General features: G+C 44.9%; 20 protein-coding genes and 1 pseudogene. 5 read left to right on the top strand and 16 right to left on the bottom strand.

Going from position 1 to position 14870, the window contains the following annotated elements; genetic code table 11:
* Positions 1–90 precede the first annotated feature (90 nt).
* The 12 genes from MHI54_RS14925 to MHI54_RS14870 form a co-directional block, all read right to left on the bottom strand.
* Positions 91–645: a DUF420 domain-containing protein gene (locus tag MHI54_RS14925; RefSeq protein ID WP_095215607.1), complete on the bottom strand. Its 555-nt coding sequence runs from the start codon at positions 643–645 to the stop codon at positions 91–93.
* An 84-nt stretch (positions 646–729) separates the two neighbouring features.
* Entirely contained in the window at positions 730–1242 is a 513-nt protein-coding gene (locus MHI54_RS14920; RefSeq protein WP_340081979.1) for a metallophosphoesterase, read from the bottom strand.
* A gap of 9 nt (positions 1243–1251) precedes the next feature.
* Positions 1252–1851, bottom strand: a complete 600-nt coding sequence (locus tag MHI54_RS14915) for an XTP/dITP diphosphatase (RefSeq protein WP_095215609.1) — start codon at positions 1849–1851, stop codon at positions 1252–1254.
* A gap of 122 nt (positions 1852–1973) precedes the next feature.
* A complete protein-coding gene (locus tag MHI54_RS14910) occupies positions 1974–2882 on the bottom strand; it encodes an NAD(P)/FAD-dependent oxidoreductase (protein WP_095215610.1) in 909 nt (302 codons plus the stop codon).
* Between the two features lie 69 nt (positions 2883–2951).
* Positions 2952–3353, bottom strand: coding sequence for an Rrf2 family transcriptional regulator (locus tag MHI54_RS14905; RefSeq protein ID WP_095215611.1), 402 nt, complete (start codon positions 3351–3353; stop codon positions 2952–2954).
* A 104-nt stretch (positions 3354–3457) separates the two neighbouring features.
* Positions 3458–4585, bottom strand: coding sequence for a GerMN domain-containing protein (locus MHI54_RS14900; protein ID WP_095215612.1), 1128 nt, complete (start codon positions 4583–4585; stop codon positions 3458–3460).
* Positions 4586–4657: 72 nt separating this feature from the next.
* Positions 4658–5473 (bottom strand): glutamate racemase, encoded by an 816-nt coding sequence (gene racE / locus MHI54_RS14895; RefSeq protein ID WP_095215613.1) that lies wholly within the window; start codon positions 5471–5473, stop codon positions 4658–4660.
* A gap of 2 nt (positions 5474–5475) precedes the next feature.
* Positions 5476–5961 carry a MarR family transcriptional regulator gene (locus MHI54_RS14890; RefSeq protein WP_095215614.1) on the bottom strand — a complete coding sequence of 162 codons (486 nt, stop codon included), beginning with the start codon at positions 5959–5961 and terminating at the stop codon, positions 5476–5478.
* An 18-nt stretch (positions 5962–5979) separates the two neighbouring features.
* Positions 5980–7455 (bottom strand): potassium/proton antiporter, encoded by a 1476-nt coding sequence (locus MHI54_RS14885; RefSeq protein ID WP_095215615.1) that lies wholly within the window; start codon positions 7453–7455, stop codon positions 5980–5982.
* Positions 7456–7609: 154 nt separating this feature from the next.
* Entirely contained in the window at positions 7610–8056 is a 447-nt protein-coding gene (locus tag MHI54_RS14880) for a hypothetical protein (protein ID WP_340081978.1), read from the bottom strand.
* A gap of 95 nt (positions 8057–8151) precedes the next feature.
* Positions 8152–8493, bottom strand: a complete 342-nt coding sequence (locus MHI54_RS14875) for a hypothetical protein (protein WP_340081977.1) — start codon at positions 8491–8493, stop codon at positions 8152–8154.
* Between the two features lie 154 nt (positions 8494–8647).
* Positions 8648–8782, bottom strand: coding sequence for a hypothetical protein (locus MHI54_RS14870; RefSeq protein WP_340081976.1), 135 nt, complete (start codon positions 8780–8782; stop codon positions 8648–8650).
* A gap of 486 nt (positions 8783–9268) precedes the next feature.
* Here MHI54_RS14870 and MHI54_RS14865 point away from each other — a divergent pair, with 486 nt between their 5' ends.
* The gene (locus MHI54_RS14865) at positions 9269–10234 is read left to right on the top strand and encodes a S66 peptidase family protein (RefSeq protein WP_340082965.1); all 966 of its coding nucleotides are present in this window, start codon (positions 9269–9271) and stop codon (positions 10232–10234) included.
* A 224-nt stretch (positions 10235–10458) separates the two neighbouring features.
* Here the strand turns inward: MHI54_RS14865 and MHI54_RS14860 are convergent, their stop codons facing one another.
* A complete protein-coding gene (locus tag MHI54_RS14860) occupies positions 10459–10683 on the bottom strand; it encodes a response regulator transcription factor (protein ID WP_038562019.1) in 225 nt (74 codons plus the stop codon).
* A 590-nt stretch (positions 10684–11273) separates the two neighbouring features.
* Between MHI54_RS14860 and MHI54_RS14855 the strand changes: the two genes are divergently transcribed.
* Both MHI54_RS14855 and MHI54_RS14850 read left to right on the top strand, forming a co-directional pair.
* A complete protein-coding gene (locus tag MHI54_RS14855) occupies positions 11274–11621 on the top strand; it encodes a DUF4064 domain-containing protein (RefSeq protein ID WP_095215619.1) in 348 nt (115 codons plus the stop codon).
* Positions 11622–11649: 28 nt separating this feature from the next.
* Complete coding sequence (locus MHI54_RS14850; RefSeq protein WP_340081975.1) at positions 11650–12141, top strand: hypothetical protein; 492 nt, start codon at positions 11650–11652, stop codon at positions 12139–12141.
* A 108-nt stretch (positions 12142–12249) separates the two neighbouring features.
* On the opposite strand, the gene MHI54_RS14845 is transcribed toward MHI54_RS14850, so the two are convergent.
* The 3 genes and pseudogenes from MHI54_RS14845 to MHI54_RS14835 form a co-directional block, all read right to left on the bottom strand.
* Positions 12250–12576 carry an antibiotic biosynthesis monooxygenase gene (locus MHI54_RS14845; RefSeq protein WP_340081974.1) on the bottom strand — a complete coding sequence of 109 codons (327 nt, stop codon included), beginning with the start codon at positions 12574–12576 and terminating at the stop codon, positions 12250–12252.
* A gap of 188 nt (positions 12577–12764) precedes the next feature.
* The gene (locus MHI54_RS14840; protein ID WP_340081973.1) at positions 12765–13667 is read right to left on the bottom strand and encodes an aminoglycoside phosphotransferase family protein; all 903 of its coding nucleotides are present in this window, start codon (positions 13665–13667) and stop codon (positions 12765–12767) included.
* Between the two features lie 66 nt (positions 13668–13733).
* A pseudogene (locus MHI54_RS14835) lies at positions 13734–13909 on the bottom strand (PhzF family phenazine biosynthesis protein); the annotation flags it as partial.
* Between the two features lie 268 nt (positions 13910–14177).
* Here MHI54_RS14835 and MHI54_RS14830 point away from each other — a divergent pair.
* Both MHI54_RS14830 and MHI54_RS14825 read left to right on the top strand, forming a co-directional pair.
* Positions 14178–14483, top strand: a complete 306-nt coding sequence (locus tag MHI54_RS14830) for a YfzA family protein (protein WP_095215623.1) — start codon at positions 14178–14180, stop codon at positions 14481–14483.
* A gap of 15 nt (positions 14484–14498) precedes the next feature.
* Positions 14499–14870, top strand: coding sequence for a GntR family transcriptional regulator (locus MHI54_RS14825; RefSeq protein WP_095215624.1), 372 nt, complete (start codon positions 14499–14501; stop codon positions 14868–14870).

Genomic DNA, 14870 nt, shown 5'->3' with positions numbered 1-14870 from the left:
AGGACAAGATTTATTCTACATGAAATTGCACGTACAGTCAATAGTTTTTTTGAAATTAATAAATTGCCCCGGTTTCCCGGAGCAATCGTGTCAATAATACGGGCGGATCATCAAGTAGACGATGACGCCTGTCAGGCTGACATAAAGCCATAGCGGCATGGTCCAGCGGGCGATCTTGCGGTGACGGGGCACGTCCATGTTCCAGGCACGGGTGATCGATGCGAGGGCCAGCGGTACGATGACTGCTGCCAGCACGATGTGCGTGATCAGGATAAAGAAATAGATTGGACGGATGATGCCTTCGCCTCCGAAGGGTGTATCCCCTGCCAGATAGTGATACGCCACGTAGGAGATCAAGAACAATGTGGTTGTGACAAAGGCCGAATAGATGAAGCGCTTATGCCAGATGATGTTCTTCTTCAGGATGAAGATCAGGGCCAACAGCAGGAAAATGAACGTAAAGCTGTTGAAAATGGCATTCAGCATCGGCAGGATGTGTACGTCAAACAGATCGAAATTTTCGACAGGCGGTAAGCCGCTCAGTACGACAACCAATCCATCGATGATGATGGTCAGCCAGATAACAAGCGGACGATAATTGCGTTTTTTATGATTTGGTTTATAACCGAAATCGGCTTCATTCATACAGAATCACCTCAATTCAAACACTAGTATAACGTAAGTATGAGCTGATTCGGCAATAAAAACGTTACAATTTTTTGTCCAGGTCTATTTGAACGAAACAGATTTCTCCAGTTCCGGCACTTCATTGCCATCCAATGTATAAAAGCGGACCGTCGCAATTCCATCTTCATAGGTAAGGATGGCATAGGTCGGATGCGGCGATTGCTTCGGCAGACGGATGCTGACAGGATTGATATACAGCCTGCCGTCCATCACATCCGCCCTCGCCACATGGGAATGACCGTAGCAGACGACCTTGGCGTCTTTTTTTGCAGCCAGCTCCTCCAACGGACCCAGGCTCGATTTCACCCCATACAGATGCCCGTGGGTGATGAGTATCGGCAGCTCGGCTACCGAAAGCTCTTCGATGTCCGGATAGGCCCTGTCATAATCGCAGTTTCCAGCAACCCGATAGTAGCCGTCCATTTCAGGAGCCTCAAAAGGCAGCTCCGAATCGCCGCAATGTATCCTCGCTATGACATCATCTTCATGACGCTGCTTCAGCATAGCCACTTCTTTCGTCAGCCCATGACTGTCACTCGTTATCAGTATTTTCATCCGTATCCCTCACTTTGCCTGGTCATTCAGCCATTTTTCCAGATGGAGCATTGCCTGCTTCCGGTGGCTGATTTGGTTCTTCTCTTCCGGTTTTAGTTCAGCCATTGTTTTTTCGTAGCCATCCGGCTGAAAAACAGGATCATAGCCAAAGCCATGGTCGCCGCGCGGCACTTTGGTAATGGAGCCATCCACATGTCCCCTGGCATAGAATGTTTCTTTACCAGGCTGGGAAACAGCCAATACACATACAAATCGGGCACTGCGCTCCCCTTCCGGCACATCCTGCAGCTCTGTCAGCACTTTATCCATATTCGCCTGGTCACTTTTGGCTTCACCGGCATAACGTGCCGAGTAGACGCCTGGGCGGCCATCGAGTGCATCGATCTCCAACCCGGAATCATCTGCAAGTACGGGAACCTGCAGGTGGCCTGCGATTGTTTCTGCCTTCAGTGCAGCGTTTTCCTCGAATGTCGTACCCGTTTCTTCGATATCATCGAATTGCTCTGCCAAATCGTCGAGCCCATAAGCCGTTATATCATAGTCCGAGAAAAAGGCCTTGAATTCCTTCAGTTTACCGGCATTTTTTGTTGCGATGATGATTTTATCCATTACTAGTCCCTCCATTCGAACTTCTGTGTATCTTGTACCCTCGTTGGAACTTGTTTAATAGTATGTAATAAAAAAGGCAAGCTCTACTTCAGTATAGCTTGCCTTTTGTCGTAATTCAAAAATCAGCTGAAGCGGGATTCAACAAAATGCAAATTCATACTTGCTGCGACCTTCGCACCTTCTGCCGCTGCCAGTATAAGCGAGGAAGGAGCTTGATTGACGTATTCACCTGCTGCATAGACATGCGGCACACTCGTTTGTCCGGATGCTTCCGTGATCAGTTTTCCTTCTTCATCAAATGTACATCCCATATCGGCTGCCAAGCTGTCTTTGCGGATAAACTGCGGCACGACGAAGCCGCCTGATCGTTTTATGCGTTTCCCATTTTCAAAGACGACTTCCCGCAGCATGCCATTTTCCCCGATCAGCTTCGTGATCTTTGCCTGTTCCACGCGCACCCCATGCTTTTCGAATAAAGAAAATGTCTCCTCACCAAGTATATTTCCATTGGAGGCGATGACAAGATCTCCTGTCCAGTTAAGCAGCAATTTTCCCATATGGAGAATGCCTGCTTCCGCTTCCGCGAATAGGATCAGCGGCTCCTCTCTGCGTTCATAGCCATCGCAATAAGGGCAGGAGAAAATACTCCTTCCATAAAAGGAGGCTATGGAAGGAATGGCAGGGAATGATTCACGGATACCCGTCGCCAGCAAAACCTTGTCTGCAAGATAGCTGCTGTCATTCGTTTGGACTTGGAAATCAGCCATTGTCGTTTGCTTCTTGATGCCTGTCACTTCTGCTGCAACAAATGTGACAGTCGGATATTTACCCAGATCCTGTCTGGCTTCTTCCCTGAATTGCGCTGGGGTGATGCCGTCTCTTGTCAAGAACCCATGCGATTCCTGTGTTACTCGGTTTCGGTTTGTATCATCATCAAAAATAACCACACGCTTTCGCGCCCTGGCAAGCTGCAGCGCTGCACTCATCCCTGCCGCACCGCCGCCGATTATCGCACAATCCCATTTTCCCATTGCCAACACCCCTTAACGGATTTAAAAGACTCGTAATATCTACAATTGAAAGAAAGAAAAAACAGCTATTCATTCGCTGCTTTTATCTTCCAGCAAAGAAGCTATCGTTGTCTGACGAAGCTCCTTCTCCATTTGCACTTCTGCTTTTTCCATTACACGTTTCACAACACAAGCCGGCTCGTCATGCAAGCTGCATTCAAAGATGGAGGCTTTCCCCTCAATCGCTTGAATGATATCGAAAAAGGAGAGCTGCTGCCATCCACTCCTGAGCCTGTATCCGCCGTTTGCTCCCGAAGAAGAGGTAATCAGGCCTTCTTTTACCAGCTTCGTGAGAATCTTGGATAAATACGTCGGGGAAACCTGCTGATGATCTGCAAGCTGCTGCACCCCAATCGGCTGCTGATCCGCTCTTTCTTTGGCTAAATAAAGCATTGTGTGCAGAGCATAGTTCGTCGCTTTGGTGAATTTCATTTGCCGCACTCCAATCATAGACTTTACGTGTCTACGATAACCTTTAAATAGGAGGCTGTCAATATACGCACGAAAAAAGCCTGGTCACATGACCAGGCTTCCTATCATAGTTTTTCAGCCGGAACGTACTGTTCTCTTGTCACAGGTTCAGCATAGGCTTCCCCATGTTCATTGAACACTTCTTCGACGCCTTCCACCTTGACGGAGACTGCTTCCACTTCCTCACGTTCTGTCAAGCTCATCACAAGTGTTTCCATCAGTTGGTCTGTGATGGCAGCTTCATCGACATTACTCAATACTTCCTTGTTGAATTCCAGGTTGAGCACGCCATCTTTCAATGTTGGCTCGGATGTGAGGGCGGAGCCTGTGTTGAAGACATTGGACAAATTGCTGTCCATCGATGGTCCGTCGATCAGTGCATTGACGATTTCTTCATAGTCGTTGTCGGCATTGCTGTTCATCCGCTCTGTCACTGGCACTTCATAAGGCGTACCATCGACTGCCTCGGCCGGGAAGTAAAGCGTGACAGACTCGCTGTCCACAGTCGTGATGCCATTGTCCATCAAGTTGATGCCATCGGCACGGGAATAGCTTTTCCCGATCGGTGTGCCATCCACTGGCATTTTCGCCAAATCTTGTCCCTCTACACGGATTGCTACGTCCTTCACATTCTCAAACTGTGTCAGCGTGTACGTGATGGACTCGAGGATTTTTTTCTCGTTTGCTGCTTCGTATTCATTGAACTCTTTCGAGAAGTCGACGACCAAAGTACCATCTTTCTGGGCGTCGATTCCATTGATGGTCGTACCTGCCGGCAATACTGCCTCGAAGCCATTCGGAAGCATGTCCGTCACGGGACCGTCTTTCACAAGGTATTCCAAGGTTTCTTTGGCTACTTCATTTGTCTGCGGCAGTTCGAAGGTCATCGGCACCACCATTCCATTGGCATCCAATAGGAACAGCTGACGCTTGGCAGTGGCAGATTCGCCTTCCTTGGCACCTTCTTCAGGCTGCTTCTCCTCATCGCCTTCTGCCGGTGCCTCTCCTTCAGCCGGCGCTTCGCCTTCTGCTGCACCCGGTTCAAGTGCATTTTCCTCCAGCTCGTCCACATAGGTTGTATCCTGCGGCACGTCGACTTCATCGACAGCCTGCTCTCCTTTCAAGGAGCATCCGGCCAATAAAATGGAAAGGCCTATTACGCTAGTGAAAAGACCTGCTATTTTCTTATTCATACGCACTTCTTCCCCCTTGATGGTTTGTACTAACATGTATACGAGCCATCAAAGGTTTTAGACCATCTTTATTCAGATTGATTGCGCACTGCCAAGCTGTATCCTGTCTACTTCCGTCACCGGCTGCTTCAGCCACATATTCGCGATTTTCATGAAAAGCTTTGTATCCCCCGTTGCATAAAACTTATGGGAAACGGGGCGATCCCCTTCATAGAGCTTCCGTTTGAAGCCTAGGATGGCACTCACTTCCCGTGCCGTTTCATCTCCGGAACTGATCACTTCCACAGCATCCCCGACCACTTCCTCGATCACCGGCTTGATGATCGGATAATGCGTGCAGCCAAGGATGAGGGTGTCCATTTCCTTCCAATCCTTCAAGTCTACCAGCGCCTCTTCAATGACTTGGCGCGCCAATGGACCCGAAACAACACCCTTTTCCACCATCGGGGCAAATGCCGGGCAGGCAAGCCCCTCGATTTCCAGCTCACTATTTATATTTTTCAGCGCTTTCCGGTACGCATGACTGCGGATCGTCCCCTCCGTACCGAGTACACCGATATGATTCGTTTTCGTTGTCTTGATTGCTGCACGCGCGCCTGGCTCGATGACACCCACGACCGGTATATCAAGCTTCTGCTTCAGCTCTTCCAACGTATAAGCCGTCGCTGTATTGCAGGCAATCACAAGCATTTTGATGTTCTTTTCCAGGAGGAAGTTCACCATATCCCACGTATATTCCACTATTTCCTCTTCCGGTCTCGGACCGTACGGGCAGCGCAATGTATCGCCGACATAGATGAGGTTTTCCTTCGGCAGCTGACGCATCAGCTCCCTCGCAACGGTCAGACCGCCTACTCCTGAATCAATGACACCAATCGGATAATCCACGTTTATCTCCTCTTTTTCTTCTCTGTTTCAGCCTCTAGCTGTTCGTAATCATTCATTTTACCGTGTAACTTATGTAAGAGCAACTGCAGCTGGTCAGCCTCTTCAGGAGAAAAAGTTTCCAGCAGCTTTTTCAGATATGCTTGACGCTTTTTGATCACTTCTGCGATGATTTGCTCTCCCTTTTCAAGGATATGCACCCGGACGATACGCCGATCCCTTTCATCACGCACCCGCTTTACCAGCTCGTTCTTTTCCAAGCGATCGACGATATCGGTCGTCGTGCTGATGGCAAGCCTGATTGTCTGGGAAAGCTCGCCGGTCGTCATATCCCCTTTGTCCGCCAGCCATTGCAGCGCGACGAACTGCGGTGCAGTAATCGGGTACTGCAGGAGGATCTCCCGTCCTTTTTGCTTGATGATTGCAGAAATATGCCGCAGCTCCTTCTCGATTGCTGCAATTCTTTCCGCTGTCAGTGTGTCGTGCACCATACATTCCTCCTGCTATGCTTATATTAGTTTATTCCTGCGTAAATATTTTGCGAGTTGTTTCTTATATGGCAAAGCGACCATGATATACAGCGTGTCGCCAGCTTTGATGACTGTCTGTCCATTCGGCGAGATGATCTCACCGCTGCGCAGGATGGCATTGATCAATGTCGTCTCCGGGAAATTGAGATCCTCCAGCCGTTTGCCGGTGATCTCATTCAAATCCGTTGGTTTATATTCTACCATCTCGAGATTGTTCCGTCCCATGCTGATCAATTCAAGCGTTTCTATCTCATTCGTGGTCGGCGGCTCCACCAATTTCAGCTTCGCCGCAAGCGGTGTGACAGTCGAGCCCTGCAATACAGTCGATAACAGGACGACGAAGAAGACAGCATTGAAGATGAGCTGGCTGTTCTCGATTCCGGCGATGAGCGGAAAGAGTGCAAGTACAATCGGTACGGCCCCTTTAAGCCCGGCCCACGAGATGAACAGCTTCTCTTTTGCTGTGTATTTGAAGCGAATCAATGACAGGAAGGTTGCCAGCGGACGAGCCAGGAATATCAAAACAAGCGACAGCAGGAAGCCTTTGATCATGAGGCTGGGTGTGAATAATTGCGTCGGAAACACAAACAATCCCAACAAAACGAACATGCAGATCTGCATGAGCCAGCCGAAGCCCTCATTGAAGCGGATGATGGATCGGCGATATGTAATTTCCGCATTCCCGATATAAAGCGCGCTCACATATACCGCCAATAATCCGGAAGCATGGATGATGGACGTAAATCCATAACTTATCAAAGCGAAAGCAAGCGCAAACAACGGGTAAAGGCCGCTCGTATCCAAGTTGATCCGATTGATTGCCGTCACGGCGATATATCCAATGAGCAGCCCCATCGCAGCACCTGCTCCCATTTCCCAGATAAAGCTGCCGATCATGCTGACCACATTGGAACCATGGCCGCTGATCAACTCGATACAGGTGATCGTCAGGAACATCGCCATCGGATCATTCGTGCCGGATTCTGCTTCCAGTGTCGCGGCAAGCTTTTCTTTGACATTCTGTCCCTTGAGGACAGAAAACACTGCCGCTGCATCCGTCGATCCGACGATCGATCCAATGAGGACGGATTCCAGCCATGTCAGATCGAAGATATAATGAGCCGCCACAGCGACGATGGCCGCTGTCAGCAATACACCGATCGTTGCCATCGTCATGGCAGGGGCAAGTGCCGGCTTCATCGAATGCCAATTCGCGTGGAGACCGCCTTCGAATAAAATGACAATCAGGGCAAAAATACCGATTGCCTCCGCCAAATGGGCATTATCGAAATAAACAAGACCAAAGCCATCGCTCCCGACGATCATCCCGACCGCGATGAACAAGACAAGCGCCGGGACACCAAGCCTCGTCGAAAACTTCGTCACCACGACACTTACAACAAGCAGCAGCGCGAAGAGAAAAATAAATTGATTGGTAATCATATAATCATGCATGTACATCCCCCTACAAGGTGTCGATCAATTTCTGACTTCTTTATCCTATCCTCAATTTTACCGTTAAAAACACGCAACTGCATGTATTTCGCCCTGACCGAACCTTTTCATACAAAAAACCGACTCACCCGAGTCGGCCTTCCCCCAGCTCTATTCACTTAAACAAAGGACTGAGCGTATACGATCGAAATAACTCCGAGAAGGATGATAGCGGCAATTCATGATAGGGAATGGCCCTGCATCCATTGATGCTGATCACCAAGCATTTCTGCACATCATCATATCTGCTGACGATCGTATTTCCCTTTTTCATCGCCCACCTTTCAAAATCCTCCGGCGGAGAGCTTCCCAGCTGTTCTGCCTGGAATTGCGCGATGCTGCATTCCACATCGCTGTAATGCGAAGCCACTTCCGCAAGCGTCAAATGATGCTTCTCGGCAATCGGCGTCATGACAATGACATCATCTTCATCGGCCATATAATACGCTCCCGCTTCCGTGACTTGAACAAGAGCATCCCGGACATCCTGGTAAAGCTGCCGCTGCAAAGCAGGCAGTGACGCGATGACAGGAGCGACAGACGGACTTTTCACAATTTCCATGGAAAACCCTCCTTTTCTGTACAGTTTCGACAGAATTGGAGGGATACCTGCTTTTAATAAATAGGCATTTAAACCGTTTTTCAAAAACTTGTATGCTATAGATTAACCAAAACTTCTTGAATAGTTTGTGCCACACTGGATTCATTTGCTATTATAGCTAATCCCATTCCAATTGCTATTCCCAGCGGTATGGATATCCACATAAAAACAATCGCAAGTATACGGTTTGGCTTGGAAGGGAATTTAAGTAAAGCTATCATTCCATATACGAAACTAATGGCCCAAAATACCATGATTATAAAAAACTCTGGTGCTACATACTTTTGACCGGTGTAATTCTCAGCTATCGTACCTGCAGCAAAAAATTCGGCAATGAAATATGCAATAATACCACTTATAAATGCATTCGCAAGAAAGACCATCCAGCTTTTATTCACTGTTTCCCTCCTTCTAATTCCTATACCGAACAGCATTATGTACTACTCCTATTGCAGTTCAATCCTTTGTGCAGTTTCGACGAATAAAGAGAAAACACCTGCAGCCATTATAAAAAAACGGCCTGTAAGCCTGTTCTAAGAAAACAGTACGCATTTATTCTCCGCCGCCTCCGCCATCGGAACCCCCGCCATCATAGGAAGGACTGCTCGGACCAGCATCATAGGATTGGGAGCTTAGATCTGTATCATGATATCGCTTATGGCCGCCATCATTTTCGGAATCCACCATCATCATCGAAGTATATAAGGAAACATCGCCATCTTTATCAGATTTACTTTTTGATTGGTGCCTGTTTTCCTGTCTGGATAAAATAGTATGACACCATGGTAAATAACGAAATTAAAAACCCCCTCCAGCATAACATAGAACCAGCGCTATCCATTTGCCAAGAAGCTCTTGGCAGCTTTCTTACATGGATCCAATTCGAAAATCTTTTTAGCAGGAGCAAGTGTGTCTTGCTCGCTGCCTGCTTTATCTTGCACGTCATGTAAAAACAAGATAGGCTAAGTATTCTGTCGCTGGTGAGCAATTTCATACTGCACCCCGTACCTTTTGAAGCATTTTTTAAAGAATCTCCATGCTCTTTTCTTCTTTAGATCAAAAAACACCTGTAAAAATACAAGTGTTTAAAATTGAGCATCTCTATTTCATTTGCTTTTAAGCGTTTCTCTGCTTGTGTATAATTGGATAAATTTAAAAGTGAGGATGTAGATGATGATCATTCCCAACAAACTAAAAAAAGGTGACGAAATCCGAATCATTGCACCCAGCCGCTCTCTAAGAATCTTGTCTGGGAACGGCATTCAAACAGCAGCCAAACGGCTTCAAGCTTTAGGCTTTCATGTCACATTCGGTAAAAATGTCGAAGTGTGTGACTTACAAGATTCTTCTTCCATTGAACAACGCTTGGAGGATTTGCACGAAGCCTTTGCTGACAAGAATGTGAAAGCAATTCTAACGGCAATTGGCGGATTCAATAGCAATGAGTTATTGCCATATGTAGATTATGCATTACTAACGGAAAATCCCAAAATATTATGTGGATTTAGTGATATTACAGCACTTGCAAATGCCATAAGTGCAAAATGCAATTTCATTACATATTCCGGACCGCACTTTTCAAGTTTCCAAATGGATGGGTTACAAGCATACCAAACAGCTTATTTCAAGAAATGCCTGATGGAAGGGCAATCCTTTGAACTGCAGCCTTCGAATGAATGGAGTGATGATGTTTGGTTCCTGGATCAGGATGATCGCACGTATGAGGAAACGGAATGGAAGGTTTATGCAAGCGGAAGCACAACAGGAACATTGATTGGAGGGAACCTTTGTACTCTCAATCTGCTGCAAGGAACCGAATACATACCCGATATCCAAGAACGTATCTTATTCTTAGAAGACGATGAATTGACTACCCCTGAAACTTTCGCTAGAGATTTAACATCCTTGCTCCAAACAAGCAAAAGCATAAAAGCACTTTTGTTAGGACGTTTTCAAAAGAAATCAAATGTATCCGAAAAGCAGCTTCATTTTATTTTGGATAAACACCCGCAATTAAAAAACATACCCGTTATTTATGATATGGATTTCGGTCATACACAGCCAATAATGACCTTGCCTATTGGAGGAGAGATACGTATAGATACCAAAAATATGCGATTAGAAGTCCATGAATTTTAAGAGTAACGATCATTGCGTTACCCCAGTTACAGCAAAACCTGCTCATTTTTCAATAGCGTGTTCTGGATTTTTGTCTAGCCATGATACTGCAGAGCATACAAACACCATATCACACCAAACAAAAACCGACCATTACAGTCGGTTTTAATTAGCTGCTCAGCAGACCATTGTTCTCTATATGCATACAGACAGCTATGTCAGTCGACAGGCAGAGCCCATGCCTGTCAGAGCTTCAGTTCCCCCATGCGAAGGAGCTCCACTACAGCCTGAGACCGTCCCTTTACTCCCAGTTTCTGCATCGTATTAGATATGTGGTTACGTACTGTTTTTTCTGAGATAAACAGCTCTTGGGCGATTTCCTTGGTTGTCTTATCCTGAACCAATAGTTCAAAGACTTCTTTTTCTCGTTTGGTGAGTAATTGTTTTGGCCTGTAGTCATTATCCTTCAAAAGTTAACCCCTCCTTGCTCTCTTCAGGGTTGCTGCGTCAGGTATTTATTTAGTCCATGTAGCTTATGTAAACCGACGCCGGAGGGTGAACGGATTTCGCGAATTGTTCGCGATTGTTTGACGGAGAAGTGACGGAACTAACGTTGCTAAGATATTAGCAAGTACCACTTTTGAATGGATTTGCATATTAGGTATCACTTCCCCACCACCTAAATTAGCTTCGTCAAACTTAACCAATTACTTTCCCTCTTTTCTGACCAACGCTCTTTCTTCATCCAATCCAAGATGTATTCCCTTGCGCTAATCATGCTGCTAACTTTTCTTATGGAGCCTTACTTAGAATCTGAATGTATGCTGCAAAGGTCATTCTCGATAGTGACTTAAACATATTGCGTTCCATACATTCCACAAAAAGATAAATATACAAATTTATAATATATATAGTGCGTTTTATCTATTAATGGTATATAATGCATTTTGGTAAGTTTATATAACTATTTATTTTATTCCTTTTCATGAATATAGATCTATATTCCTTCCATTTGATTAGTTATATTAACTTACTCACTATCAAAGAAAGGAGTAACTTTATGAGCAGAACTACAGAATTCGTATTAGGCCTAATCGGAGGTATACTAGGGTTCTTCGGGGCAATTTTCGCTTTATTTATCGGCAGCGTCGATGCTGCTTTTAGCGAAACCGGTACAAGTTCACTTACCGGGTTGGGATGGTTTGCCTTCTTATTCTCAACTCTTGCTATCATTGGTTCAATCGTCGTTAAATCAAAACCAAAATTTGGCGGTATTTTACTTTTAATCTCGGCAGTCGGAGGACTAATCAGCATCTCTTTCTTCTATTTAATTTCTGCCGTATTAATCGCTATCGCAGGTTTAATGGGCGTATTCAGAAAGAACAAAAACGTAAAGCAAGCCGCTTAAAACCATACATACAAAATGGGTTTATAATTTGAGAAAGTTACTAGGTCTTAGTCTACTTTTGGCACTGACGCTAGCTCTTGCAGCTTGTGGTTCTGCCGAAAATGTATATACAGGATCTGACTCAGCTAAAGCTGAATCATCTGAAAAAGAGAAAACAACTGAATCCGAGGATACTTCCAAGAAAATCGACGTATCTGATCAATCCATGACTGCTGCCGGATTAAAGGTCGGTCTAGGTGATATCAAAATTCTTGAAGATAAAATTCAAGTTGGTATCAACGTAGAAAACACCAATTCTGACGCAGTGAGTTTTTATCCAGACATGGATTCCGCCGTTATTGGCGATATGCAAGTAGATGCCAATATGGTCATGACAGATGGGGATATCAGTGGCGATATCCTAGGCGGAAAAACAATCGATCCAGCATCCGTTAAAGAAATCAAACTAATCCTTGGAGATGTAACATCTGCAGACTATTTGACAACCGAGCCAGTCGAATTTACAGTTACAGTACAGTAAAAAAGCCCCCTGGGGCTTTTTTTCTCTAATAGCCATAAGGAGAGGGCAGTCATGCACTCTGGTGCTTATGATATATTTTATGTCTTTGATCTCCCTCTGACTCAGGCATTACATCTCAAAAGAATACTCTCTTTCCACCTTACAAATTCGGACATTATAATTTTTATACCATATCGCTTTCCCCTTTTCTTGTGCCGCCACATGGGCTGCGTTTTCCTTCCAGCTCTTGATATCATGCAGCGATTCCCAATACGAAACCGTTATTCCCAACCCGCTATCCCGTGCACTCTCCATTCCTAAAAAGCCCTTTTGCTTCGATGCGAGATCTTCCATCACTTGTGCCATATGTCCATATCCATTGTCGCCTTCCGTTCTTTGGGATGTGAATATGACTGCATAATACGGTGCTTGTGCTCTTTTCTCTTTACCAGTCATCGTTTATCCTCCCTTAGTTTTCTTCTCTACTGCTGTCAGCACCATTCCTATACCTATTAAAAACAAAAAATCGATCGTACTGGGGAGATGAGGGTCCCCCCTTCATTCAGGCTTCAGCAAGGGTACGAGATTATAAATATCGCTCAGTCTATTTAAAAAGGTGCTTAATTGCAGCTCTTTATCACAACTCACTTCCTGCTATACCATTCAGGAATTATGCTGCTAAAGTAATCATGATCTTTCAGGACATCAAGTGAATAAGCAAGAAGCAGATCAAAGTGGCTTTGGCTCCTTTTCTTTCCCCATACCAGTGCTGATACGATGTGGGTTGCACTATAAAAAGAATATAGTTCCCAGAATGAATCTTGTATAAGCTGTCCGTCATGATAACCATCCAATATACCATTTGTAAACTCTGTACTCACTCGCTTTGAAAAGAAGCCCAGCTTTTGCAGATCATGTATCGGGTCCCCCCAGTCCATCCTCTGAAAATCAATTATCCCTGAGAAGCTTTTATTATGTATTAAGAGATTGGAGGGATGAAAATCATCATGCTGAAACATATTCGGCCTGTCTTTCATAAGATGAAGGTTGGTTTCGATATACATTTGAAGGATGTCCATTATGTTTTGGTCCAGATTTAATTTTCCAAACTCCAGCATATAATTTTTAATTTTATTCGATTTTACGTCATACCAAGGTGGCTGGTGTAATGGGGCGGATAATGCATGGAGCTTCTTTAGTTCACTTCCTGCCGACACTCCTGCGGCATATTGTTCTTCTTTCGTCAGCTTGCTTAACCCAGCCTCTGCATCGATCCCTGGCAGATAGGACAGAACCATATAAGCTTTCCGGAGGTCCTTTACATATCCAAATTCCAATCCTTTCGGGACGCATTCTGATAGCTCGCAAAGCCTGTTCAGAGTTAAAAATTCTGCCTCCCTTTCAGCTGCTTCTTCTATGGAAAATAATCTTAAAAGATATTTCCGACCGATTACATACTTCTGATCATAAGAAAAGCCCTTCTTTAATTCCATAATTTCGTTTGTATGCCTTAAGTATGAGATTGCCTCCTTTATGCGTGTATCCATTGTTCTCCCTCCAGAAAATCAGTTGAAACCACTCAACCACCAAAGTGCTTGGAGATCCATTCACTGTGTGTAGAACCGTATTCGATATTCAGCTTTATACGATTCCATCAAAATGCAGTTTCTTTAAAGCCGAGTTTCGAAGCGACCTCCTGCATTTGAGAATCTGTCAATTCGTCTCCATTTAACACGACTCCCGCCGGATTTCCCTTATTACGTTCTTTACTAAATGCATCATAATGATAAAAATTCTTTTATAGCCTCTTCACCCTAACTAAATTTTAACAGAAACTGGATTTGGTTCACTATTTTTCATGCAGAATAATAGTTAAATTAGTGCCCTAGGTTGTAGAGAAGCCTACATTGCGCTCTCTCTTTGTCCTTATTCAGCATCCAAATCCGAATCAATTCTCCTTTTATTAACAAAAATGGTTGCACATCTCTCCACCTTTGTATATATTGTATACATAGTACATATACAATATTATCATGAGTAAAAGGAGCGTAATCGGAATGCATAGTACGGAAAAAGCCCCTACTTTACATCTGGCTAGGCGCTGGATAACCTACCTCGTTATTTTTCTTCTTGTCCAATTGGTCTTCTTTCTGGTCGATGGTACGTCCTGGGAGCCGAATATCAACGATGGCGACAGCTTCCTCCTAAGGATGTTCCGAAGTATTTTGGATTCAGCGCTTTTCACGGAATGGATCGCTCCATACTCCTATCCATATTTCAATATGGTAATGACCGTTCACATCCTTGCACTGCTAGTTGTGGCGATTGCGGATGTGAACAGAATACTTAACTCCAAAAAATGAAGAAGAGGGATCGGCATGCAAATCATTATTTCCAATAATTCAAAGGAGCCGATTTATGAACAGATTACAAATCAAATTAAATCGTCCATTTTATCGGGGGAGCTGCCGGAGGGTGCAGCCATACCTTCCATGCGCAAGCTGGCACAGGATTTACAAATCAGCGTTATAACGACGAAGCGGGCTTATGAGGAATTGGAAAAGGCAGGATTCATTTACTCCATTGTCGGCAAAGGCTCCTTTGTTGCGGAACAAGATTTAGACTTTATCAAAGAGAAAAAACTGAAAGTCATTGAAGAGCAGCTGCATGCTGTCATTGCAAATAGTCGGGAAATTGGTTTGTCCCTGGATGAATTGCAGCAGTTATTAAGGATTTTATACGAGGAGTGA

The sequence above is a fragment of the Terribacillus sp. FSL K6-0262 genome (assembly GCF_037977385.1).
Lineage (GTDB): Bacteria > Bacillota > Bacilli > Bacillales > Amphibacillaceae > Terribacillus.
The sequence above is the reverse complement of the archived record's forward strand: the minus strand, read 5'-3'. Positions and strand labels throughout refer to the sequence as shown.

Coding starts and splice junctions, on each gene's coding strand:
- MHI54_RS14915 (WP_095215609.1), bottom strand. CDS start 1,851: ATGGATAAAATCATCATCGCAACAAAAAATGCCGGTAAACTGAAGGAA.
- MHI54_RS14855 (WP_095215619.1), top strand. CDS start 11,274: ATGAGCAGAACTACAGAATTCGTATTAGGCCTAATCGGAGGTATACTA.
- MHI54_RS14840 (WP_340081973.1), bottom strand. CDS start 13,667: ATGGATACACGCATAAAGGAGGCAATCTCATACTTAAGGCATACAAAC.
- MHI54_RS14825 (WP_095215624.1), top strand. CDS start 14,499: ATGCAAATCATTATTTCCAATAATTCAAAGGAGCCGATTTATGAACAG.
- MHI54_RS14830 (WP_095215623.1), top strand. CDS start 14,178: ATGCATAGTACGGAAAAAGCCCCTACTTTACATCTGGCTAGGCGCTGG.
- MHI54_RS14870 (WP_340081976.1), bottom strand. CDS start 8,782: ATGGTGGATTCCGAAAATGATGGCGGCCATAAGCGATATCATGATACA.
- MHI54_RS14910 (WP_095215610.1), bottom strand. CDS start 2,882: ATGGGAAAATGGGATTGTGCGATAATCGGCGGCGGTGCGGCAGGGATG.
- MHI54_RS14920 (WP_340081979.1), bottom strand. CDS start 1,242: ATGAAAATACTGATAACGAGTGACAGTCATGGGCTGACGAAAGAAGTG.
- MHI54_RS14890 (WP_095215614.1), bottom strand. CDS start 5,961: ATGGTGCACGACACACTGACAGCGGAAAGAATTGCAGCAATCGAGAAG.
- MHI54_RS14880 (WP_340081978.1), bottom strand. CDS start 8,056: ATGGAAATTGTGAAAAGTCCGTCTGTCGCTCCTGTCATCGCGTCACTG.
- MHI54_RS14865 (WP_340082965.1), top strand. CDS start 9,269: ATGATCATTCCCAACAAACTAAAAAAAGGTGACGAAATCCGAATCATT.
- MHI54_RS14885 (WP_095215615.1), bottom strand. CDS start 7,455: ATGCATGATTATATGATTACCAATCAATTTATTTTTCTCTTCGCGCTG.
- MHI54_RS14845 (WP_340081974.1), bottom strand. CDS start 12,576: ATGACTGGTAAAGAGAAAAGAGCACAAGCACCGTATTATGCAGTCATA.
- MHI54_RS14925 (WP_095215607.1), bottom strand. CDS start 645: ATGAATGAAGCCGATTTCGGTTATAAACCAAATCATAAAAAACGCAAT.
- MHI54_RS14905 (WP_095215611.1), bottom strand. CDS start 3,353: ATGAAATTCACCAAAGCGACGAACTATGCTCTGCACACAATGCTTTAT.
- MHI54_RS14900 (WP_095215612.1), bottom strand. CDS start 4,585: ATGAATAAGAAAATAGCAGGTCTTTTCACTAGCGTAATAGGCCTTTCC.